We start from the raw sequence: 21,830 nt of genomic DNA, 5'->3' as shown, positions 1-21,830 counted from the left end.
CCAATCCTTAACGCCCGGCCCCGCCCGACAATCTGCCATACGCATGCCATACGCATCGCAGCCCCCCGTTTCGGCCGTTAACCATTCGCTCCGGAACGCGAAAAGGCCCCCGCCAACCGGCGGGGGCCTTTCCTAAAATTCTCACCGATCCGGGCGGATCAGAGGCCGGTCGTCACGTCGATTGAGTTGCCCTCTTCCAGCGTGACATAGGCCTTCTTGACGTCCTTGCGGGTGCCGAGGCGCCCGCGGAACCGCTTGACCTTGCCCTTGGTGACGGTGGTGTTGACCGCCTTCACCTTGACGTTGAACAGGCCCTCGACCGCTTCCTTGATCTGGGGCTTGTTGGCGTCGATCGCGACCTCGAACACCACCGCATTCGTCTCACCCGCGAGGGAGGACTTCTCGGTGATGACCGGGCGGCGGATCACGTCGTAGAGTTCTGCCTTGGCGCTCATTTCAGTCGAGCCTCCAGTGCTTCGACGGCCGCCTTGGTCAGCACCAGCGTGTCCCGCTTGAGGATGTCGTACACGTTGGCACCCACGCTCGGCAGAACGTCGATGGTTGCGATGTTGCGCGCGGCGCGGGCGAAGTTCTCGTCCACGTCCGAGCCGTCGATCACGAGTGCGCGCTTCCAGCCGAGCTTGTCCAGGCGCTTGGTCAGCTCCTTGGTCTTCGCCTCGGTCAGGGCCGCGTTCTCGATCACCACCAGCTCACCGGCATTCGCCTTGGCGCTGAGCGCGTGGCGCAGGCCGAGCTTGCGGAACTTCTTGGTCAGCTCGTGCTCGTGGCTGCGCGGGGTCGGGCCCTTGTAGACACCACCCTTGCGGAAGATCGGCGCCTTGCGGGAGCCGTGGCGTGCGCCGCCGGTGCCCTTCTGGCGATAGATCTTCTTGGTCGAGTAGCTGACCTCCGACCGGCCCTTGACCGCGTGGGTGCCCTGCTGGGCACGGGCACGCTGCCAGCGCACGACGCGGTGCAGGATGTCCGCGCGCGGCTCCAGCCCGAAGACGGCGTCGTCGAGCTCGATCGAGCCCGCGGCATCCGCGTCGAGGTTGATCACGTCGAGTTTCATTTGTCCTCACCTCCTTCGGGTGCGGCATCCTCTGCCCCGCCCTCGGTCGCCTTGTCCGCCTCGATCTGGGCTTCGGCTTCCTTCAGTGCGGCTTCCTCGGCTGCTGCGGCTTCGGCTGCTGCGGCCTCTGCGGCTGCGGCGGCTTCGGCCTCGGCTGCTGCGGCGGCTTCCTCGGCGGCCTTGGCCGCGGCCTCGGCTGCGGATTTCAGCGCCGCGGGCAGGATCACGCCTTCGGGCGTCGGCTTCTTCACCGCGTCCTTGATCGTCACCCAGCCACCCTTGGAGCCCGGAACCGCACCCTTGACCATGATCAGGCCACGCGCGCTGTCAGTCTTGACGACCTCCAGGTTCTGGGTCGTCACGCGGGCGGCACCCATGTGACCGGCCATCTTCTTGCCCTTGAACACCTTGCCGGGGTCCTGGCACTGACCGGTGGAGCCGTGCGAGCGATGAGAGATCGACACGCCGTGCGAGGCGCGCAGACCGCCGAAGTTGTGCCGCTTCATGGCACCGGCGAAACCCTTACCGATCGAGGTGCCGGCGACGTCCACGTACTGGCCCGCGAAGTAATGGTCGGCGGTGATTTCCTCACCCACGTCGATCATGTTGTCGGCGGAAACGCGGAACTCGGCCAGCTTGCGCTTGGGCTCGACCTTCGCCACGGCGAAATGGCCGCGCATCGGCTGGCTGACGTTCTTCGCCTTGGCCGCACCGACGCCGAGCTGGACGGCGGTGTAGCCGTCGCGGTCGGCGGTGCGCTGTGCCACCACCTGGCATCCATCCATCTGAAGCACGGTGACAGGAACCTGCCGACCGTCCTCCATGAACAGCCGGGTCATGCCCAGCTTCTTTGCAATCACTCCGGAACGCATGGTTCTTGCCCCCTCAGAGTTTGATTTCGACGTCCACGCCCGCGGCGAGGTCGAGCTTCATCAGCGCGTCCACGGTCTGCGGGGTGGGGTCCACGATGTCGAGCAGCCGCTTATGCGTGCGGATCTCGAACTGCTCACGGCTCTTCTTGTCCACGTGCGGACCGCGAAGGACGGTGAATTTCTCGATCTTGTTCGGCAGCGGGATCGGCCCGCGCACCGTTGCACCCGTACGTTTGGCGGTCGAGACGATCTCCTGCGTGCTGGCATCCAGAACGCGGTAGTCGAAGGCCTTGAGCCGGATGCGAATGTTCTGACCGGTCATTGGGTCGCCTCATTCATCACAGTTTCAAAGAGCATGGCCGGGGGGTCGGCCCCCGGCCACGGATCAAATCAGTCCACCGATCACTCGATGATGGATGCGACGACGCCTGCGCCCACGGTGCGGCCGCCTTCGCGGATGGCGAAGCGGAGCTTCTCTTCCATCGCGATCGGGGCGATCAGCTCGACCTTGAACTTCAGGTTGTCGCCCGGCATCACCATCTCGGTGCCCTCGGGAAGCTCCACCGTGCCCGTCACGTCCGTCGTGCGGAAGTAGAACTGCGGACGGTAGTTCGCGAAGAACGGCGTGTGGCGGCCGCCCTCTTCCTTGGTCAGGATGTAGGCCTCGGCCTCGAACTTCGTGTGCGGCTTGACCGAGCCGGGCTTGCACAGCACCTGGCCGCGCTCGACGCCGTCACGATCCACGCCGCGCAGCAGCGCGCCGATATTGTCGCCCGCCTCGCCGCGATCGAGCAGCTTGCGGAACATCTCGACGCCCGTGCAGGTCGTCTTCTTGGTGTCGCGGATGCCGACGATCTCGATCTCGTCGCCCACGTTGATCACGCCACGCTCGACGCGGCCGGTCACAACCGTCCCGCGGCCGGAGATCGAGAACACGTCCTCGATCGGCATCAGGAAGGGCTGGTCGATCGCGCGCTCGGGATCGGGGATGTACTCGTCCACCGCGGCCATCAGCTCGGCGATCTTCTCCGAACCGATATTGTCGTCACGGCCTTCGAGTGCGGCCAGCGCCGAACCCGCAACGATCGGAATGTCGTCGCCCGGGTACTCGTAGGAGCTCAGCAGCTCGCGGATCTCCATCTCGACGAGCTCCAGCAGCTCCTCGTCGTCGACCTGGTCGACCTTGTTCATGAAGACGACCATGTAGGGGATGCCCACCTGGCGGCCGAGCAGGATGTGCTCGCGCGTCTGGGGCATCGGGCCGTCGGCCGCGTTCACCACCAGGATCGCGCCGTCCATCTGCGCCGCACCGGTGATCATGTTCTTCACGTAGTCGGCGTGGCCGGGGCAGTCGACATGCGCGTAGTGACGCTTGTCGGTCTCATACTCCACGTGCGCGGTCGAGATGGTGATGCCGCGGGCCTTCTCTTCGGGCGCGCCGTCGATCTCGTCATACGCCTTGAAGTCGCCGAACTGCTTGGTGATCGCCGCGGTCAGCGTCGTCTTGCCGTGGTCAACGTGACCGATCGTCCCGATGTTCACGTGCGGCTTCGTGCGCTCGAACTTTGCCTTTGCCATGTCTGGCCTCCTTGATGTCAGTGCTCGGCGGCGTGCCGCCGGAATGGGTGGGGCGGGCGACCCTCAGGCCGCCCGGCGCATCATGCGAATTTCGCCTGGATCTCTTCCGAGATGTTCGACGGCACGGCCTCGTAGTGGTCGAACTGCATCGTGAACTGCGCGCGGCCCGAGGACATGGAGCGCAGGTTGTTGATGTAGCCGAACATGTTGGCCAGCGGCACGAAGGCGTTGATGACGATCGCGTTGCCGCGGGTGTCCTGCCCCTGAACCATGCCCCGACGCGAGGTCAGGTCGCCGATGATCGAGCCGGTGTATTCCTCCGGCGTCACGACCTCGACCTTCATGATCGGCTCGAGCAGCTTCGCACCGGCCTTGCGCATGCCTTCGCGCATGGCCATCCGCGCCGCGATCTCGAACGCCAGCACGCTGGAGTCCACGTCGTGGAAGGCACCGTCGATCAACGCGACCTTGAAGTCGATGACCGGGAAGCCTGCCAGCGGGCCGCTGTCCATGACGGACTCGATGCCCTTCTCGACGCCGGGGATGTATTCCTTCGGCACCGCGCCACCGACGATCTTCGACTCGAACGAATAGCCCTCGCCCGGCTCGGTCGGGGTGATGACCAGCTTGACGCGACCGAACTGACCCGAACCACCCGACTGCTTCTTGTGGGTGTAGTCGATCTCGGCCTCGTGGCTGATCGTCTCGCGATAGGCCACCTGCGGCGCACCGATGTTCGCCTCGACCTTGAACTCGCGCTTCAGACGATCGACGAGGATGTCGAGGTGAAGTTCGCCCATGCCCTTCATGATGGTCTGACCGGACTCGATGTCAGTCTCCACGCGGAAGGAGGGATCTTCGGCGGCAAGCCGCGCGAGGCCCTGGGACATCTTCTCCTGGTCGCCCTTCGTCTTGGGCTCGACCGCGATCTCGATCACCGGATCGGGGAAGGACATCGTCTCGAGCACGACCGGCGCGTTGACGGCGCATAGCGTGTCGCCCGTGGTGGTGTCCTTCAGACCGGCCAGCGCGATGATGTCGCCGGCGAAGGCCTCGGTGATCTCGTCCTGCTTGTTGGAGTGCATCATGACCATGCGGCCGACGCGCTCCTTCTTGCCCTTGGTCGAGTTCAGGATCGAACCGCCCTTCTCCAGCGTGCCGGAGTAGATGCGGGTGAAGGTCAGCGTACCCATGAACGGGTCGTTCATGATCTTGAACGCGAGGCCCGAGAACGGCTCGCTGTCATCGGCGTGACGCTCGATGTTGCGCGTCTCGGTCTCGTCGCCCGGCTTGAAGCCGGTATAGGCGGGCACGTCGAGGGGGCCGGGCAGGTAGTCGATCACGGCGTTGAGCAGGGGCTGGACGCCCTTGTTCTTGAACGCCGAACCGGCCAGCACGGGCACGAAGGTCATCGCCAGCGTCCCCTTGCGGATCAGCTTGCGCAGCGTGTCGATGTCGGGCTCGTTGCCCTCCAGATACGCTTCCATCGCGTCGTCGTCCATCTCGACGGCCATCTCGACCATCTCGGCCCGCAGCTCTTCGGCACGGTCCTTCAGGCTGTCGCGCACGGGCTGACGGGTCCAAGACGCGCCCAGATCCTCGCCCATCCAGGTCCACTCTTCCATGGTGACCAGGTCGACGATGCCTTCCAGCTCGTTCTCCGCACCGATCGGGATCTGGATCGGCATGGCGCGCGCGCCGGTCCGGTCCTTGATCATCTCGACGCAGTTGAAGAAGTCGGCGCCGATCTTGTCCATCTTGTTGACGAACACGATCCGCGGAACCTTGTAGCGGTCGGCCTGGCGCCAGACGGTCTCGGTCTGCGGCTCCACACCGGCATTCGCGTCGAGCACGGCGACGGCACCGTCGAGAACGGCGAGCGAGCGCTCGACCTCGATGGTGAAGTCGACGTGGCCGGGCGTGTCGATGATGTTGAAGCGGTGCTTGGGCGTCTGGGCTTCGGAGCCGGTCTCGGTCCGCTCCCAGAACGTGGTGGTCGCGGCAGAGGTGATCGTGATGCCACGCTCCTGCTCCTGCTCCATCCAGTCCATGGTCGCGGCGCCGTCATGCACCTCGCCGATCTTGTGCGACTTGCCGGTGTAGAACAGGATGCGCTCGGTGCAGGTCGTCTTGCCTGCATCGATATGCGCCATGATCCCGAAATTCCGGTAGCGCTCGAGGGGATAGTCGCGTGCCATGATGAGTGTCCTCTAGGCTCGAATTACCAGCGATAATGCGAGAAGGCCTTGTTGGCCTCCGCCATCTTGTGGGTGTCTTCCCGCTTCTTCACCGCGGTCCCGCGCGAGTTCACGGCGTCGAGCAGCTCGCCCGCGAGGCGCTCTTCCATCGTGTTCTCGTTGCGCGCGCGGCTGGCGTTGATCAGCCAGCGGATCGCCAGCGCTTCGCGACGCTCGGGGCGCACCTCGACGGGGACCTGGTAGGTCGCACCGCCGACGCGGCGGGAGCGGACTTCCAGCGCGGGCTTGATGTTGTCGAGCGCCTCGTGGAACACTTCCACCGGCTGGCGCTTCAGACGGTCCTCGACGCGGGTCAGCGCGCCGTAGACGATGCTCTCGGCAGCGGATTTCTTGCCGTGATACATCAGGTTGTTCATGAACTTGGTCAGAACCGTATCGCCGTACTTGGCGTCGGGAAGCACTTCCCGTTTCTCGGCGCGATGGCGTCGGGACATCTCGCTCTCTCCTTCTTACTTCGGACGCTTCGCGCCGTACTTGGAACGACGCTGGCGACGATCCTTGACGCCTTGCGTATCGAGCACACCGCGCAGGATGTGGTAACGGACACCCGGAAGGTCCTTCACCCGGCCGCCACGGATCAGGACCACGGAGTGCTCCTGAAGGTTGTGGCTCTCACCGGGGATATAGCTGATGACCTCGTAGCCATTCGTCAGGCGCACCTTGGCAACCTTCCGCATGGCCGAGTTCGGCTTCTTCGGAGTCGTGGTGTAGACGCGCGTGCAGACGCCGCGCTTCTGGGGGCAACCCTCCAGATGCTGCGACTTCGAGCGCTTGACTTTAGGCTGCCGCGGCTTGCGGATCAGCTGTTGAATCGTCGGCATTCCATCTCGCCCTATCGTTCGTTCAACGCCCAAATGCGCGCCTCATGGCACGCACGAGCCACCGCGAGCCCCTTTGCAGGCTCGCAATGGCGGAAAATCAGAGGATCGGGGCGAGTGTGCCCGGATCATGCATCGCCAATTCGGCTATGTCGTCCGCGGCCCCGCGAAACGCAGGCCCGTCGAAAGTGGGCGATACCTACGCCCGACTCGCCGGGCTGTCAACCGCGCATTCAGTCTGCGTCGTGGCGTCGGGCCTGGGGGTTGATTTCGGCATCGGTGGGCGCCGCCGCACGGGCCCGCGCCATCGCCGCCTCCAGCGCCGCATGGTCGATCCCGAAGCGGGCCTTGAGCATCGGCGCGCTCACCTGCTCCTCTGGCTCGAAGCCGCCGGGCACGCCGCCGATGCTGTCGTTGAGGCGATGGATCGTGCGCAGGTACATCCAGGGCCGCACGTCGCAGATCGAGCTCATGCGGATCTGCACCTTGTGATGCGCCACGTTCATCACCGACCCCGCGCCCCGGTGCAGCATGGCGAGCCCCGCCGAGTGATAGGGCGAGTGGCGCGCGTGATAGCTGACCTGTCCCGCGCGCTCCTCGGCATAGACCCCGCGGGCGAAGCTCAACGCCACGCGCCCCGCATGGTCGATATGACGCGACAGCAGCTGACGCACCGTCCCGACATAGTCGATCGCCACCGCGTCATCGTCGTCGAGCCGGAACTGGATGTGCCAGCCCGGCCCCGCGCCTACCCGCTTCATTGCCAGATGACAGGCCTCGCGATGTGGCAACGGCGGCAGCGCCACGACCTCGATCTGCGGAACATCCGCGACCAATGCGTCGAGCCGGTCGCGCTGCGGGAAGTCGTCCCCAACCAGCAACGCCACGCGGAAATCGGCGTCCTCCTGCGCGCGCAGACCCGGCAGGCAGACCTGCTCGAACAGGTCGAACCGCATGTCGAGCCGCGCGGGATCGTAGAGCACGCGTCTCCGGATCGTCGGATCATCATGCAGCCGGTAGCCGCCCTGCCCCATATAGGAGAAGCGGATCAGCCCCAGCACCCGCAAATCCGCGTTCCGTTTCAGCAATCCGCGCAGCATTCACAGTTCCTTCCAAGCAGAAAGCCCCGGTCGAGCGGCTCGACCGGGGCTTTCCAGTTCTCACGTCAGGCGGACATCAATCCGCGTCGCCCTCGGGGGCATCGGCGGCGGCCTCCGCCTCGGCGGCTTCGAGGGCGGCCTTCGCCTCCTTCTGCCGCTGGGCGATGACCTTGTTGTCGCGCTCCTGCGCGACGCGCTTGATGTCGTGGGTCGCGCCACCGGTGCCCGCCGGGATCAGGCGGCCGACGATGACGTTCTCCTTCAGACCGATCAGCTTGTCGCGCTTGCCTTGCGTCGATGCCTCGGTCAGCACGCGCGTCGTCTCCTGGAACGAAGCTGCCGAGATGAACGAGCGCGTCTGCAGCGACGCCTTGGTGATGCCCAAGAGGATCGGCGCGCCCTTGGCCGGGGTGCCGCCCTTGGCGATCGCCTTCTCGTTCGCCTCGTCGAACTCGATCTTGTCGACCTGCTCGCCCTTCAAGAGCGTCGTGGACCCGGACTCGGAGATCTCCCACTTCTGCAGCATCTGGCGAACGATCACCTCGATGTGCTTGTCGTTGATCTTCACGCCCTGCAATCGGTAGACGTCCTGCACCTCGTTGATGAGGTAGTCGGCCAGCGCCTCGATCCCGAGGATGGCGAGGATGTCATGGGGGGCGGGATTGCCGTCCATGATGTACTCGCCCTTCTGCACGAAGTCGCCCTCGTTCACCGGGATGTGCTTGCCCTTCGGCACCAGGTACTCGACCGCTTCCATGCTGTCATCGGCAGGCTCGAGCGTGATGCGACGCTTGTTCTTGTAGTCCTTGCCGAAGCGCACATAGCCGTCCTGCTCCGCGATGATGGCGTGGTCCTTGGGACGGCGCGCCTCGAAGAGTTCGGCCACACGCGGCAGACCGCCGGTGATGTCCTTCGTCTTCGCGCCTTCCCGCGGGATCCGCGCCAGCACGTCGCCGGCCTTCATCTCCTGCCCGTCCTCGACCGACAGGATGGCATCGACCGACATCGCGTAGGTGGCAGGGTTGCCGCTGTCCAGGCGCACGGGCTCGCCGCTCTCATCCGCGAGGATGATCTCGGGCTTGAGCTCGTTGCCCTTCGGCGCCGCCCGCCAGTCGGACACGATCTTCTGGGAGATGCCGGTGGCGTCGTCCGTCTCCTCGCGCACCGAGATGCCGGGCGTCAGGTCCACGAACTTGGCCGTGCCGTCCTTCTCCGCGATGATCGGCAGGGTGTAGGGATCCCACTCGGCCAGCTTGTCGCCGCGCGCGATCTCCTGCCCCGCCTGCACCAGCAGAGTCGAGCCGTAGGTCATCTTGAACTCCGCCCGCGCCACGCCGTTCTCGTCCATGATGGCAAGCACCATGTTCCGGCCCAGCACGATCACGTCGCCCGAGGAGTTGGTGATGACGTTCTCGTTGCGGAACTCCACCTTGCCCGGCTGCGTCGCCTCCAGGAAGGACTGGGAGCCACCCTGCGCGATGCCGCCGATGTGGAAGGTCCGCATCGTCAGCTGCGTGCCCGGCTCGCCGATCGACTGCGCCGCGATGATGCCCACCGCCTCGCCGGGGTTCACCTTGGTGCCGCGTGCCAGATCGCGCCCGTAGCATTGGGCGCAGATGCCGTCCTCGGCCTCGCAGGTCAGCGGGCTGCGGATCTTCATCGACTGCACGGCGGCCGCCTCGATCGTGTCGGCCATGCGCTCGTCGATCAGCTCGCCACGCTTGCAGATCACCACGCTGTCATCCGCGGGATCGAGCACGTCCTCCGCCGCAACGCGGCCCAGGATACGCTCGCCCAGGGACGCGACGACATCGCCATCGGTGATGACGGCCGACGCGGTGATCGCCTTGTCGGTGCCGCAATCGTCGATCTTGACGATGCAGTCCTGCGCGACGTCCACCAGACGACGGGTCAGGTAGCCCGAGTTCGCGGTCTTGAGCGCGGTATCGGCCAGACCCTTACGCGCACCGTGGGTGGAGTTGAAGTACTCCGCCACGGTCAGGCCTTCCTTGAAGTTCGACACGATCGGCGTCTCGATGATCGAGCCGTCGGGCTTGGCCATCAGGCCGCGCATGCCGCCGAGCTGCTTCATCTGCGCAGGGGAGCCCCGCGCACCCGAGTGCGACATCATGTAGACCGAGTTCGGCTCCATCTCCGCGCCCGCGTCGTCCTTCCGCATGGCCGAGATCTCGGCCATCATCGCGTCCGCCACGACATCCGAGCACTGGGACCAGGCGTCGACCACCTTGTTGTACTTCTCGCCCTGGGTGATCAGGCCGTCCATGTACTGGCGCTCGAATTCCTTCACCTGGTCGCGCACGTTCTCCACGATGTCCCACTTGCTGTCGGGGATCACCATGTCGTCCTTGCCGAACGAGATGCCGGCCTTGAACGCCTCGCGGAAGCCCAGGGTCATGATCTGGTCGCAGAAAATGACCGACTCCTTCTGACCGCAATGGCGGTAGACGGTGTCGATGACCTCGCCGACCTCCTTCTTGCGCAGCAGGCGGTTCACGATGTCGAACGGCGCCTTGGCGTTCAGCGGCAGCAACGCACCCAGCCGCAACCGGCCCGGCGTCGTCTCGTAGCGCTTCATCACGGTCTCGCCGGTCTCGTCGATCTGCGGGATCCGCGCCGTGATCTTGGTGTGCAGGTGCACAAGACCCTGATCGAGCGCGTGGTCGACTTCCTCGATCGAGCCGAAGACCATGCCCTCGCCCTTCTGCCCATCGCGCGCCAGCGTGATGTAGTAGAGGCCGAGGATCATGTCCTGCGAGGGCACGATGATCGGCTTGCCGTTCGCGGGGCTCAGGACGTTGTTGGTCGACATCATCAGGACGCGCGCTTCGAGCTGCGCCTCCATCGACAGGGGCACGTGCACGGCCATCTGGTCGCCGTCGAAATCGGCGTTGAACGCGGAACAGACCAGCGGGTGCAGCTGGATCGCCTTGCCTTCGATCAGCACCGGCTCGAAGGCCTGGATGCCCAGACGGTGCAGCGTCGGCGCGCGGTTCAGCATGACCGGATGCTCGCGGATCACCTCGTCGAGGATGTCCCAGACCTCGGGCCGCTCCTTCTCCACCAGCTTCTTCGCCTGCTTGACGGTCGAGCTGAGGCCCTTCGCGTCGAGGCGCGAGTAGATGAACGGCTTGAACAGCTCGAGCGCCATCTTCTTGGGCAGACCGCACTGGTGCAGCTTCAGCTCCGGCCCGGTCACGATGACCGACCGGCCCGAGAAGTCGACCCGCTTGCCCAGAAGGTTCTGGCGGAAACGGCCCTGCTTGCCCTTGAGCATGTCCGACAGCGACTTCAGCGGGCGCTTGTTGGCGCCCGTGATGACGCGGCCGCGGCGGCCGTTGTCGAACAGCGCGTCCACGGATTCCTGCAGCATCCGCTTCTCGTTGCGGATGATGATGTCCGGCGCGCGCAGCTCGATCAGCCGCTTCAGACGGTTGTTCCGGTTGATCACCCGGCGGTAGAGGTCGTTGAGGTCCGAGGTCGCGAAGCGGCCACCGTCCAGCGGCACCAGCGGGCGCAGCTCGGGCGGGATCACGGGGATCACGGTCAGGACCATCCACTCGGGCCGGTTGCCGGAGTCGAGGAAGTTCTCGACCAGCTTCAGCCGCTTGATGATCTTCTTGGGCTTCAGCTCACCCGTCGCCTCGGCCAGATCGGCGCGCAGCTGCTCGGCCTCGGCTTCGAGGTCGATATCGGCCAGCATCTCGCGGATGGCCTCCGCACCGATGCCCGCACGGAACGCATCCGCGCCGTACTGGTCCTCGGCGTCGAGGAATTCCTCCTCGGTCAGCAGCTGACCCTTGCTCAGCTCGGTCAGGCCGGGCTCGATCACCACGTACTGCTCGAAATAGAGAATCCGCTCCAGATCGCGCAGCGTCATGTCCAGCATCAAACCGATGCGGGAGGGCAGCGATTTCAGAAACCAGATATGGGCGACGGGTGCGGCCAGCTCGATATGGCCCATGCGCTCGCGCCGGACCTTCTGCAGCGTAACTTCCACGCCGCATTTCTCGCAGGTCACGCCGCGATACTTCATGCGCTTGTACTTGCCGCACAGGCACTCGTAATCCTTGATCGGGCCGAAGATCCGGGCGCAGAACAGGCCGTCGCGCTCGGGCTTGAAGGTCCGGTAGTTGATCGTCTCGGGCTTCTTGATCTCCCCGAACGACCAGCTGAGGATACGCTCCGGCGATGCGAGCGAGATCTTGATCTCGTCGAAGGTCTTGAGCGGCTGAACCGGGTTGAACGGGTTGTTGATAAGCTCTTGGTTCATCTCGTGATCCTATCTGTCAGTGGCAATGCGCGGCATCGAAGCCGCGGCACGGGGGCGGCGATCCGCCCCCGGCCCCCGATCACTCCTCTTCGATCTCGGAATCCAGCAGCTCGACATTCAGGCCGAGCGAGCGGATTTCCTTGACCAGGACGTTGAACGATTCCGGCACGCCGGCCTCGAAGTCATTCTCGCCCTTGACGATGGCCTCGTAGACCTTGGTCCGGCCCGCCACGTCGTCCGACTTCACCGTCAGCATTTCCTGCAAGGTGTAGGCGGCGCCGTAGGCTTCGAGCGCCCAGACCTCCATCTCGCCGAAGCGCTGGCCGCCGAACTGCGCCTTGCCGCCCAGCGGCTGCTGGGTGACGAGGCTGTACGGGCCCGTCGAACGCGCGTGGATCTTGTCGTCCACCAGGTGATGCAGCTTCAGCAGGTACTTCACGCCCACCGTCACCGGCCGCGCGAACTGCTCGCCCGTGCGCCCGTCGAAGACGACCGACTGGCCGCTCTCGTCGAGGCCCGCACGCCGCAGCGCATCGTTCACGTCCGGCTCCTTCGCACCGTCGAAGACGGGCGTGGCGATCGGCACGCCGCGGGTCACGTTGCCCGCCGCCTCGATGAATTCCTCGTCCGTCATCTCGGCGGTGGCGTCGTTGTAGACCTCGTCGCCATAGGCGATCTTCATCGCATCCTTGACCGGCGTCATGTCGCCCGAGCGGCGATACTCGTCCAGCGCGTTCGCGACGCTCTCGCCCAGACCGCGCGCGGCCCAGCCCATGTGCGTCTCGAGGATCTGACCGACATTCATGCGCGACGGCACGCCCAGCGGGTTCAGCACGAAATCGACAGGGGTGCCGTCGCCGAGGAAGGGCATGTCCTCCTCGGGCACCACGCGGGAGATGACGCCCTTGTTGCCGTGACGGCCGGCCATCTTGTCGCCCGGCTGCAGCTTGCGCTTCACGGCGATGAAGACCTTGACCATCTTCATCACGCCCGGCGGCAGGTCGTCGCCGCGGCGCACCTTCTCCACCTTGTCGTCGAAGCGGCGGTCGAGCGTGCGCTTCTGGGCCTCGAACTGCGCCTGCAGCGCCTCGACACCCTTCGCGTCCTCTTCCTCTTCCAGCGCCAGCTGCCACCACAGGCCCTTGGTCAGGGTCTCGTCCAGCATCGTGTCGTCGATGATGGACCCGGCCTTGACGCCCTTGGGACCCTTCACCGCCTTCTTGCCCGAGATCATCTCGCGCAGGCGGGCGTAGATGTTGCGCTCTAGGATGGCGAGCTCGTCATCCTTGTCGCGCTGCAGGCGCTCGACTTCCTCGCGCTCGATCTGAAGCGCGCGCTCGTCCTTGTCGACGCCGTGGCGGTTGAACACCCGGACCTCGACCACGGTGCCGTAGTCGCCCGGCGGCAGGCGCAGCGAGGTGTCGCGCACGTCCGACGCCTTCTCGCCGAAGATGGCGCGGAGCAGCTTCTCCTCCGGCGTCATCGGGCTTTCGCCTTTCGGCGTGATCTTGCCCACCAGGATGTCGCCCGGCCCCACTTCGGCACCGATATAGACGATGCCCGCCTCGTCGAGGTTGCGCAGCGCTTCCTCGCCGACGTTCGGGATGTCGCGGGTGATCTCCTCCGGCCCCAGCTTCGTGTCGCGCGCGGCGACCTCGAACTCCTCCAGGTGGATCGAGGTGAAGACGTCGTCCTTCACGATCCGCTCGGAGATGAGGATGGAGTCCTCGTAGTTGTAGCCGTTCCACGGCATGAATGCGACCAGCACGTTCTTGCCGAGCGCCAGCTCGCCCAGATCGGTGGACGGGCCGTCGGCCACGACCTCGCCCGCGCGCACGCGGTCACCCACCTTCACCAGCGGGCGCTGGTTGATACAGGTGTTCTGGTTGGAGCGCTGGAACTTGCGCAGGCGGTAGATGTCCACGCCCGCATCGCCGGGGTTCAGGTCGCCCGTCGCGCGGATCACGATGCGCATGGCGTCGACCTGGTCGACCACACCCTCGCGGCTCGCGGTGATCGCGGCGCCGGAATCGCGTGCCACGACCTCCTCGATGCCGGTGCCGACGAAGGGCGCTTCCGCCTTCACCAGCGGCACCGCCTGGCGCTGCATGTTCGAGCCCATCAGCGCGCGGTTCGCGTCGTCGTTCTCCAGGAACGGGATCAGCGACGCCGCGACGGAGACGAGCTGCTTGGGGCTCACGTCCATCAGGTTGATGTTCTCGGGCGGGTTCAGCTCGAACTCGCCGGCCGTCCGGGTGGAGATCAGCTCGTCGGAGAACTTGCCGCCCTCGTCGAGCACGGCGTTCGCCTGCGCGACGGTGTAGCGGCTCTCCTCCGTGGCGGACATGTACTGCACCTCGTCGGTGACGGCACCGTCCTTGACCACGCGGTAGGGCGTCTCGATGAAGCCGTACTTGTTGACCCTCGCGAACGAGGCCAGCGAGTTGATCAGGCCGATATTCGGCCCTTCCGGCGTCTCGATCGGGCACATCCGGCCGTAATGCGTCGGGTGCACGTCGCGCACCTCGAAGCCCGCACGCTCCCGCGTCAGACCGCCCGGCCCGAGGGCCGACAGGCGCCGCTTGTGCGTCACTTCGCTGAGCGGGTTGGTCTGGTCCATGAACTGCGACAGCTGCGAGGAGCCGAAGAACTCGCGCACCGCGGCGGCCGCGGGCTTAGCGTTGATCAGGTCCTGCGGCATCACCGTGTCGATCTCGACCGAGGACATGCGCTCCTTGATCGCGCGTTCCATCCGCAAGAGACCGACGCGGTACTGGTTCTCCATCAGCTCGCCGACCGAGCGAACCCGGCGGTTGCCGAGATGATCGATATCGTCGATCTCGCCCTTGCCGTCGCGCAGTTCCACCAGCGCCTTGACCACCGCGATGATGTCTTCGCGGCGCAACGTGCGCATGGTGTCCGGCGCGTCGAGGTCGAGACGCATGTTCATCTTCACGCGGCCCACGGCGCTGAGGTCGTAACGCTCGCTGTCGAAGAACATCGAGTCGAACATGGTGCTCGCCGCCTCGACGGTCGGCGGCTCACCCGGACGCATGACGCGGTAGATGTCCAGAAGCGCGGTGTCGCGGTTCAGGTTCTTGTCCGCCGCCATCGTGTTGCGGATGTAGGGGCCGACATTGACGTGGTCGATGTCGAGCGTCGGGATCTCCTCGTGACCGGCCTCGGCCAGCTCGCTCAGCATCTCCTCGGTGATCTCGTCGCCCGCCTCGGCATAGATGTAGCCGGTCTTGGGGTTGACGATGTCGCGCGCGACGAACCGGCCAAAGATCATGTCGTAGGGAACGAGAACCTCGCTCACCTCGCCCGAATCCTTCAGCTGCTTGACGGTGCGCGGCGTCACCTTCTTGCCGGCCTCGGCGATCACCTCGCCATTGGCGGCGTTGACGATGTCATGGGTCGGCTTGGTGCCGCGGATGCGGTCAGGGAAGAACGGGGTCGCCCAACCCTTGTCCTTCACGTTCCGGTAGGTGACCGTATCGTAATAGGCCTCCATGATCCCGTCCTGGTCGAGGCCGAGCGCATAGAGAAGCGTCGTCACCGGCAGCTTCCGGCGACGGTCGATCCGCGCGAACACGGTGTCCTTCGCGTCGAACTCGAAGTCGAGCCAGGAGCCGCGATAGGGGATGATCCGCGACGCGAACAGCAGCTTGCCGCTTGCATGGGTCTTGCCGCGATCATGGTCGAAGAACACGCCGGGGCTGCGGTGCATCTGGGAAACGATGACCCGCTCGGTGCCGTTGACGATGAAGGTGCCGTTCTCGGTCATCAGCGGCAGGTCGCCCATGAAGACGTCCTGCTCCTTGATGTCCTTGACCGAGCGCGCGCCCGTGTCCTCGTCCACCTCGAACACGATCAGGCGCAGCGTGACCTTCAGCGGCGCGGCATAGGTCATGTCGCGCTGCTGGCATTCCTCGACGTCGTATTTCGGCGCTTCCAGCTCGTACTTGACGAATTCCAGGATCGACGTCTCGTTGAAGTCCTTGATCGGGAAGACGGACTGGAAGACGCCCATCAGCCCCTCGCCGTCGATCGGCTCGGGCCCGTCGCCACTGTCCAGGAAGAGATCGTAGGAGGATTTCTGAACCTCGATGAGGTTCGGCATTTGCGCGACTTCGCGGATTTTTCCATAGAAGCGGCGGATCCGCTTATGACCGGAAAACGTCTGTACCATGCGTGAGATGTCCTCGTGCTGTTCTCGCGCGCGAACCGTTGGGCGGCGGTCGCGGCGAAAGCCCGTATCGGCCCTGGCATCCCATTCCGTCAGCGCGCTCCCACACGCGCTGCACCCGGATGCCACGCACCTTTTGCTATGTCCGCTTATGGATCGGCGAAGGTTTCGGCGAATCGGACACAGGAAAAGAAGCGGTTGAGGCTGGACACGCTCATATGCGCGCCCAGCCCCGGCTTTTCAACCCCCGGCAAGACCGGGGGTCTCGTAATCGAGATTACTTGAGCTCGACTTCGGCGCCCGCTGCTTCCAGCTTGCTCTTGAGCTCTTCCGCCTCGGCCTTGTCGACGCCTTCCTTGACGGGCTTGCCGCCGGCTTCGACCAGTTCCTTGGCTTCCTTGAGGCCCAGGCCGGTGATGGCGCGGACTTCCTTGATCACGTTGATCTTCTTGTCGCCTGCGGACTTCAGGATCACGTCGAACTCGGTCTGCTCTTCTGCAGCCGCGCCGCCCGCATCGCCTGCCGGGCCCGCCATCATGACGGCGCCGCCGGCTGCCGGCTCGATGCCGTACTCGTCCTTGAGGATGTTCTTCAGTTCAGCCGCTTCGAGGAGGGTCAGGCCCACGATCTCTTCTGCGAGTTTCTTGAGGTCAGCCATGTGTCTGTTCCTATGCTTTCAGTTCTGTTGGTCCGGTTTGCCACGTACCCCGTGCCACCCCGGCCCGTCCAATGCCTTTGACTTACGCCGCTTCGCGCTCTTCCAGCGTCGACAGGATCGACGCGATGTTGGAAGCCGGTGCGCCGATGGCGCCCGCGATGTTGCTGGCAGGTGCGCCCAGGCACGCCACGACGGAAGCGATGAGCTCCTCGCGCGACGGCATGGCTGCAACGGCTTTCACACCGGCCGGGTCGAGGATCTCGTCGCCCATTGCGCCACCGATCACGACGAGCTTGTCGTTCTCCTTGGCGAAATCCTGAACCGCCTTGGCCGCAGCCACGGGGTCTTCGGAATAGGCGAGGACCGTCATTCCCGACAGGACGTCACCCATGCTCTGAGCAGGGGTTCCCTCCAGGGCGATCTTGGCGAGCCGGTTCTTCGCGACGCGCACCGCACCACCGGCCTCACGGACCTTGGTGCGGAATGCGGTCATCTCGGCAACGGAAAGGCCGGTGTAGTGCGAGACCACAACGACACCAGAGTCCGTGAAGATCTGGTTGAGCTCTGCCACAACCGCTTCTTTTTGGGCTCTATCCACAGTGTTGCTCCTTTTTGGCGAGGTTGCCCCCGCCGGCTCACGTTGACGGGCGCGAACGCCCGTCCCTTGGGTTCCCGTCCGGGGACCGCCAAGACCTGCCCGAGGGCAGAACTTCGACACGTTCCCCGTCTATGGCAGGATTTAACGGCTCGGGTACATCCGCACCTGTTGCCCACCCACCGTCTCGGACGGCTGGGGGTCGGCCTTGGCCGTCCCCCGGAACATCCCCGCCCTCGCGGACGGGGAATCTCTTATTCGGCGACCGCGTCGGCCACGTCGATCTTGACGCCCGGACCCATGGTCGAGGTCAGCGCGATCGACTTGAGGTAGGTGCCCTTGGCACCCGACGGCTTCGCCTTGTTCACGGCGCTGATGAACGCCTTGACGTTCTCGACCAGCTTGTCCGCGTCGAAGGACGCCTTGCCGACGCCCGCGTGCACGACACCGGCCTTCTCGGCCTTGAACTGGACCTCACCGCCCTTGGCCGCCTCGACCGCCTGCTTGACGTCCATCGTCACCGTGCCGACCCGCGGGTTCGGCATCAGGTTGCGCGGGCCGAGGATCTTGCCCAGACGACCGACGATCGGCATCATGTCCGGCGTCGCGATGCAGCGGTCGAAGTTGATGTTGCCGGCCTGAACCTGCTCCATCAGATCTTCCGCGCCCACGATGTCCGCACCTGCCGCTTCGGCTTCCTCGGCCTTGGGACCGCGGGCGAAGACCGCCACGCGCACCGTCTTGCCGGTGCCGTTCGGCAGGGTCACCACGCCGCGCACCATCTGGTCCGCGTGGCGCGGATCGACGCCCAGGTTCATCGCGATCTCGACCGTCTCGTCGAACTTGGCGGAGGCATTGCCCTTCACCAGCTCGACCGCCTCGGTCACGGTCACGTTGTGCTTGTCCTCGAAGGCAGCCTTGGCTGCCGTCATGCGCTTGCCCAGCTTCGCCATCACTTCACCTCCAGGCCCATCGACCGGGCGGAGCCCAGGATGATCTTCATCGCGCCTTCGATGTCGTTGGCGTTGAGGTCGGTCATCTTCGCCTCGGCGATCTCGCGCACCTGCTTGAGCGTCACGGAACCCGCGGTTTCCTTGCCGGGGTTGTTCGCGCCGGACTTCAGCTTGGCCGCCTTCTTGAGGTAGTAGCTCGCGGGCGGCGTCTTGATGTCCATCGTGAACGACTTGTCCACGTAGTAGGTGATGACGGTCGGGCACGGTGCGCCGACTTCCATCTCCTGCGTCTTGGCGTTGAACGCCTTGCAGAATTCCATGATGTTGATGCCGCGCTGACCCAGCGCCGGGCCCACGGGCGGGGACGGGTTCGCCTTGCCGGCGGGCACCTGCAGCTTCAGCTGCCCTGCAACCTTCTTGGCCATGATGGCCTCCTTCTCTCACGCCGTCGGGTCGCGACCCTCGGGCTCTTCGTGATGTGGTCCGGTCCGGGGCGCGCGCGCCCCTCGCCTCCCACGCGCTACATCAGGCGCCCTTGCGCACCTGCGTGTATTCCAGCTCGACCGGGGTCGCCCGACCGAAGATCGAGACCGTCACCTTCAGGCGCTGGTTCTCGTCGTCCACTTCCTCGACCATGCCGGCGAAGCTCTCGAACGGCCCGTCGGTGACCGTGATCTGCTCGCCCACGTCGAAGCTGATGAGGGTGCGCGGCTTGTCCACGCCCTCCTGCACCGCCTGGGTCAGCCGGTCGACCTCCGCCTGGCGCAGCGGCGAGGGCTTGCCCTGCGGGCCGAGGAACCCGGTCACGCGATTCGTGTCGTTGACCAGGTGATAGGCGCGGTCGGTCATCTCCATGTTCACCAGCACGTAGCCGGGCATGAAGCGCTTTTCCGTCTCGACCTTCTTGCCGCGACGCACCTCCACGACCTGCTCGGTCGGGACCAGCACGTCGAGGATCTCGTCCTGCATGCCCTGCTGTTCGGCCTGCTCCAGGATCGATTCCTTCACCTTCTTCTCGAAGTTCGAGAGGACGTGGACCGTGTACCAGCGTGCAGCCATGTCGCGTGTTCACCTTGATTCCCGGACTTTCGCCCGGCGTTATTTCCATGTTCCCGAAACGAAAGCGGGCGCGCCGTCTGTGTCAGGCGCGCCGTTCATGGGGAAAGTCCGCCTGCCTCTACCCCCGCGCGCGGGGAAGATCAACCACCCAGCGACAGAATCTGCTGCAGCCCGAACGAGATGATGCGGTCGACGAGGAAGAAGAAGATCGCGGCGATGGTCGCCATGACGAAGACCATGATCGTGGTCAGCACGACCTCGCGCCGCGTCGGCCAGACGACCTTGGCGGTCTCGTTGCGCACTTCCTGGACGAATTCGGCGGGATTGGACCGGGCCATCGCATTCTCCTCGTCATCTTCGTCGGGCTGGCAGGGGCAGCAGGACTCGAACCCGCGACCCTCGGTTTTGGAGACCGATGCTCTACCAACTGAGCTATACCCCTATGGGCCATCGCCCGACAGACGTGCGAATACGAGGTTTGCGCGGGCGGTGCAAGGGGCCGCGACGCCCATTTCGCGCCCCGCGCCCGCATTCGCGCGAGTCGCGATCGGCAACCTTTTGCCGGGACGCGTCGTTGATCAGGCAGAGTGAGCGTGATTCGACGCCGCCCGCGCGGCGAGAAAGGTTTTTGACATGTTGAAGTTTCCGATGGCGCTGAGCGCCGCAGCCCTCGTGGCCACTGCCGCCGCTGCCCAGACGACGAGCGTCGATTCCGACCTGATGGGCCGTGATCGCACCGTCCTGGGTGTGACGTCGCAACTGCTGACCGAGGATGGCCCGATCCTGCTTGACCCGGTCGAGCGCCCCGCGCCGCTGACGTTCGCCGCGATCGGGGAGCCGGTGGTGACCTCCGACGGCATCCGCATAGGGGAGATCGAGCGCGTCGACGGCATCTCGAACGGTAGCGTTTCGCAACTGACCGTCGATCTCGACGAGACCGTCACTCAGTCCCTGACCCAGTCGCTCGACCAGCTGACGATCGCCGCCGGCGGGACGACCCGCACTGAGGACGGCCTGATGCTGACGCTCGACACCCTTGAGGTGAAGCAACTGCTGGAGGCGAACGGCTCCTGATTTCCCCGCGGGGAAATGGTCAGCACCGCTGACCGAACCGACCCGACATGAAAAGGCCGCCCCGGACATCCCGGAGCGGCCTTTCGCATATCTTAGGGGGCGCGGCTCTTAGGGGGCGCGGCGCCCTTACCGATCACTCGATGATGGATGCGACGACGCCTGCGCCGACGGTGCGGCCGCCTTCGCGGATGGCGAAGCGGAGCTTCTCTTCCATCGCGATCGGGGCGATCAGCTCGACCTTGAACTTCAGGTTGTCGCCCGGCATCACCATCTCGGTGCCCTCGGGAAGCTCCACCGTGCCCGTCACGTCCGTCGTGCGGAAGTAGAACTGCGGACGGTAGTTCGCGAAGAACGGCGTGTGCCGGCCGCCCTCTTCCTTGGTCAGGATGTAGGCCTCGGCCTCGAACTTCGTGTGCGGCTTGACCGAGCCGGGCTTGCACAGCACCTGGCCGCGCTCCACGCCCTCACGATCCACGCCGCGCAGCAGCGCACCGATGTTGTCGCCCGCCTCGCCGCGATCGAGCAGCTTGCGGAACATCTCGACGCCCGTGCAGGTCGTCTTCTTGGTGTCGCGGATGCCGACGATCTCGATCTCGTCGCCCACGTTGATCACGCCACGCTCGACGCGGCCGGTCACAACCGTCCCGCGGCCGGAGATCGAGAACACGTCCTCGATCGGCATCAGGAAGGGCTGGTCGATCGCGCGCTCGGGATCGGGGATGTACTCGTCCACCGCGGCCATCAGCTCGGCGATCTTCTCCGAACCGATATTGTCGTCACGGCCTTCGAGTGCGGCCAGCGCCGAACCCGCAACGATCGGAATGTCGTCGCCCGGGTACTCGTAGGAGCTCAGCAGCTCGCGGATCTCCATCTCGACGAGCTCCAGCAGCTCCTCGTCGTCGACCTGGTCGACCTTGTTCATGAAGACGACCATGTAGGGGATGCCCACCTGGCGGCCGAGCAGGATGTGCTCGCGCGTCTGGGGCATCGGGCCGTCGGCCGCGTTCACCACCAGGATCGCGCCGTCCATCTGCGCCGCACCGGTGATCATGTTCTTCACGTAGTCGGCGTGGCCGGGGCAGTCGACATGCGCGTAGTGACGCTTGTCGGTCTCATACTCCACGTGCGCGGTCGAGATGGTGATGCCGCGGGCCTTCTCTTCGGGCGCGCCGTCGATCTCGTCATACGCCTTGAAGTCGCCGAACTGCTTGGTGATCGCCGCGGTCAGCGTCGTCTTGCCGTGGTCAACGTGACCGATCGTCCCGATGTTCACGTGCGGCTTCGTGCGCTCGAACTTTGCCTTTGCCATGTCT

Annotated in this window: 19 protein-coding genes and 1 tRNA gene; 1 reads left to right on the top strand and 19 read right to left on the bottom strand. The window is 65.2% G+C overall.

Features of this window, described 5'->3' with window-relative positions; all coding sequences use genetic code 11:
- Positions 1-158: 158 nt before the first annotated feature.
- From RX333_RS12965 to RX333_RS12880, 18 genes are all read right to left on the bottom strand, one after another.
- The gene (locus RX333_RS12965; RefSeq protein WP_316015370.1) at positions 159-455 is read right to left on the bottom strand and encodes a 50S ribosomal protein L23; all 297 of its coding nucleotides are present in this window, start codon (positions 453-455) and stop codon (positions 159-161) included.
- On the bottom strand, positions 452-1,072 hold the full coding sequence (gene rplD, locus RX333_RS12960; protein ID WP_316015369.1) for a 50S ribosomal protein L4: 621 nt from the start codon (positions 1,070-1,072) through the stop codon (positions 452-454). Before rplD ends, RX333_RS12965 begins: the two co-directional genes overlap by 4 nt.
- Positions 1,069-1,944, bottom strand: a complete 876-nt coding sequence (gene rplC / locus RX333_RS12955) for a 50S ribosomal protein L3 (protein ID WP_316015368.1) — start codon at positions 1,942-1,944, stop codon at positions 1,069-1,071. The genes rplD and rplC overlap by 4 nt, the downstream gene beginning before the upstream one ends.
- A gap of 13 nt (positions 1,945-1,957) precedes the next feature.
- A complete protein-coding gene (gene rpsJ / locus RX333_RS12950) occupies positions 1,958-2,266 on the bottom strand; it encodes a 30S ribosomal protein S10 (protein WP_316015367.1) in 309 nt (102 codons plus the stop codon).
- A gap of 80 nt (positions 2,267-2,346) precedes the next feature.
- On the bottom strand, positions 2,347-3,522 hold the full coding sequence (gene tuf / locus RX333_RS12945) for an elongation factor Tu (RefSeq protein ID WP_316015366.1): 1,176 nt from the start codon (positions 3,520-3,522) through the stop codon (positions 2,347-2,349).
- A gap of 80 nt (positions 3,523-3,602) precedes the next feature.
- Positions 3,603-5,720 (bottom strand): elongation factor G, encoded by a 2,118-nt coding sequence (fusA, locus tag RX333_RS12940; RefSeq protein WP_316015365.1) that lies wholly within the window; start codon positions 5,718-5,720, stop codon positions 3,603-3,605.
- Positions 5,721-5,743: 23 nt separating this feature from the next.
- A complete protein-coding gene (gene rpsG, locus RX333_RS12935) occupies positions 5,744-6,214 on the bottom strand; it encodes a 30S ribosomal protein S7 (RefSeq protein ID WP_316015364.1) in 471 nt (156 codons plus the stop codon).
- Positions 6,215-6,229: 15 nt separating this feature from the next.
- Positions 6,230-6,601, bottom strand: a complete 372-nt coding sequence (gene rpsL, locus RX333_RS12930; protein WP_166189201.1) for a 30S ribosomal protein S12 — start codon at positions 6,599-6,601, stop codon at positions 6,230-6,232.
- Positions 6,602-6,831: 230 nt separating this feature from the next.
- Positions 6,832-7,698: a glycosyltransferase gene (locus RX333_RS12925; protein ID WP_316015363.1), complete on the bottom strand. Its 867-nt coding sequence runs from the start codon at positions 7,696-7,698 to the stop codon at positions 6,832-6,834.
- 76 nt (positions 7,699-7,774) lie between these two features.
- Positions 7,775-11,989 carry a DNA-directed RNA polymerase subunit beta' gene (gene rpoC, locus RX333_RS12920; RefSeq protein ID WP_316015362.1) on the bottom strand — a complete coding sequence of 1,405 codons (4,215 nt, stop codon included), beginning with the start codon at positions 11,987-11,989 and terminating at the stop codon, positions 7,775-7,777.
- Positions 11,990-12,068: 79 nt separating this feature from the next.
- Positions 12,069-16,181 carry a DNA-directed RNA polymerase subunit beta gene (gene rpoB, locus RX333_RS12915; RefSeq protein WP_316015361.1) on the bottom strand — a complete coding sequence of 1,371 codons (4,113 nt, stop codon included), beginning with the start codon at positions 16,179-16,181 and terminating at the stop codon, positions 12,069-12,071.
- Between the two features lie 274 nt (positions 16,182-16,455).
- The gene (gene rplL / locus RX333_RS12910) at positions 16,456-16,836 is read right to left on the bottom strand and encodes a 50S ribosomal protein L7/L12 (RefSeq protein WP_316015360.1); all 381 of its coding nucleotides are present in this window, start codon (positions 16,834-16,836) and stop codon (positions 16,456-16,458) included.
- Positions 16,837-16,918: 82 nt separating this feature from the next.
- Positions 16,919-17,434, bottom strand: coding sequence for a 50S ribosomal protein L10 (gene rplJ, locus RX333_RS12905; RefSeq protein ID WP_316015359.1), 516 nt, complete (start codon positions 17,432-17,434; stop codon positions 16,919-16,921).
- 251 nt (positions 17,435-17,685) lie between these two features.
- A complete protein-coding gene (gene rplA / locus RX333_RS12900) occupies positions 17,686-18,384 on the bottom strand; it encodes a 50S ribosomal protein L1 (RefSeq protein ID WP_316015358.1) in 699 nt (232 codons plus the stop codon).
- A complete protein-coding gene (gene rplK, locus RX333_RS12895; RefSeq protein WP_316015357.1) occupies positions 18,384-18,809 on the bottom strand; it encodes a 50S ribosomal protein L11 in 426 nt (141 codons plus the stop codon). Before rplK ends, rplA begins: the two co-directional genes overlap by 1 nt.
- 100 nt (positions 18,810-18,909) lie before the next feature.
- Positions 18,910-19,443: a transcription termination/antitermination protein NusG gene (gene nusG / locus RX333_RS12890; RefSeq protein ID WP_316015356.1), complete on the bottom strand. Its 534-nt coding sequence runs from the start codon at positions 19,441-19,443 to the stop codon at positions 18,910-18,912.
- 140 nt (positions 19,444-19,583) lie between these two features.
- Positions 19,584-19,781 (bottom strand): preprotein translocase subunit SecE, encoded by a 198-nt coding sequence (gene secE / locus RX333_RS12885; RefSeq protein WP_316015355.1) that lies wholly within the window; start codon positions 19,779-19,781, stop codon positions 19,584-19,586.
- Positions 19,782-19,809: 28 nt separating this feature from the next.
- A tRNA-Trp gene (locus RX333_RS12880) sits at positions 19,810-19,885 on the bottom strand.
- A 191-nt stretch (positions 19,886-20,076) separates the two neighbouring features.
- Between RX333_RS12880 and RX333_RS12875 the strand changes: the two genes are divergently transcribed.
- A complete protein-coding gene (locus RX333_RS12875) occupies positions 20,077-20,517 on the top strand; it encodes a hypothetical protein (RefSeq protein ID WP_316015354.1) in 441 nt (146 codons plus the stop codon).
- A 133-nt stretch (positions 20,518-20,650) separates the two neighbouring features.
- Here the strand turns inward: RX333_RS12875 and tuf (RX333_RS12870) are convergent, their stop codons facing one another.
- On the bottom strand, positions 20,651-21,826 hold the full coding sequence (gene tuf / locus RX333_RS12870; protein ID WP_316015426.1) for an elongation factor Tu: 1,176 nt from the start codon (positions 21,824-21,826) through the stop codon (positions 20,651-20,653).
- Positions 21,827-21,830 lie beyond the last annotated feature (4 nt).

The sequence above is a fragment of the Roseobacter sp. HKCCA0434 genome, assembly GCF_032464675.1.
GTDB lineage: Bacteria > Pseudomonadota > Alphaproteobacteria > Rhodobacterales > Rhodobacteraceae > Pontivivens.
The sequence above is the reverse complement of the archived record's forward strand: the minus strand, read 5'-3'. Positions and strand labels throughout refer to the sequence as shown.

Coding starts and splice junctions, on each gene's coding strand:
- RX333_RS12965 (WP_316015370.1), bottom strand. CDS start 455: ATGAGCGCCAAGGCAGAACTCTACGACGTGATCCGCCGCCCGGTCATC.
- rplD (WP_316015369.1), bottom strand. CDS start 1,072: ATGAAACTCGACGTGATCAACCTCGACGCGGATGCCGCGGGCTCGATC.
- rplC (WP_316015368.1), bottom strand. CDS start 1,944: ATGCGTTCCGGAGTGATTGCAAAGAAGCTGGGCATGACCCGGCTGTTC.
- rpsJ (WP_316015367.1), bottom strand. CDS start 2,266: ATGACCGGTCAGAACATTCGCATCCGGCTCAAGGCCTTCGACTACCGC.
- tuf (WP_316015366.1), bottom strand. CDS start 3,522: ATGGCAAAGGCAAAGTTCGAGCGCACGAAGCCGCACGTGAACATCGGG.
- fusA (WP_316015365.1), bottom strand. CDS start 5,720: ATGGCACGCGACTATCCCCTCGAGCGCTACCGGAATTTCGGGATCATG.
- rpsG (WP_316015364.1), bottom strand. CDS start 6,214: ATGTCCCGACGCCATCGCGCCGAGAAACGGGAAGTGCTTCCCGACGCC.
- rpsL (WP_166189201.1), bottom strand. CDS start 6,601: ATGCCGACGATTCAACAGCTGATCCGCAAGCCGCGGCAGCCTAAAGTC.
- RX333_RS12925 (WP_316015363.1), bottom strand. CDS start 7,698: ATGCTGCGCGGATTGCTGAAACGGAACGCGGATTTGCGGGTGCTGGGG.
- rpoC (WP_316015362.1), bottom strand. CDS start 11,989: ATGAACCAAGAGCTTATCAACAACCCGTTCAACCCGGTTCAGCCGCTC.
- rpoB (WP_316015361.1), bottom strand. CDS start 16,181: ATGGTACAGACGTTTTCCGGTCATAAGCGGATCCGCCGCTTCTATGGA.
- rplL (WP_316015360.1), bottom strand. CDS start 16,836: ATGGCTGACCTCAAGAAACTCGCAGAAGAGATCGTGGGCCTGACCCTC.
- rplA (WP_316015358.1), bottom strand. CDS start 18,384: ATGGCGAAGCTGGGCAAGCGCATGACGGCAGCCAAGGCTGCCTTCGAG.
- rplK (WP_316015357.1), bottom strand. CDS start 18,809: ATGGCCAAGAAGGTTGCAGGGCAGCTGAAGCTGCAGGTGCCCGCCGGC.
- nusG (WP_316015356.1), bottom strand. CDS start 19,443: ATGGCTGCACGCTGGTACACGGTCCACGTCCTCTCGAACTTCGAGAAG.
- secE (WP_316015355.1), bottom strand. CDS start 19,781: ATGGCCCGGTCCAATCCCGCCGAATTCGTCCAGGAAGTGCGCAACGAG.
- RX333_RS12875 (WP_316015354.1), top strand. CDS start 20,077: ATGTTGAAGTTTCCGATGGCGCTGAGCGCCGCAGCCCTCGTGGCCACT.
- tuf (WP_316015426.1), bottom strand. CDS start 21,826: ATGGCAAAGGCAAAGTTCGAGCGCACGAAGCCGCACGTGAACATCGGG.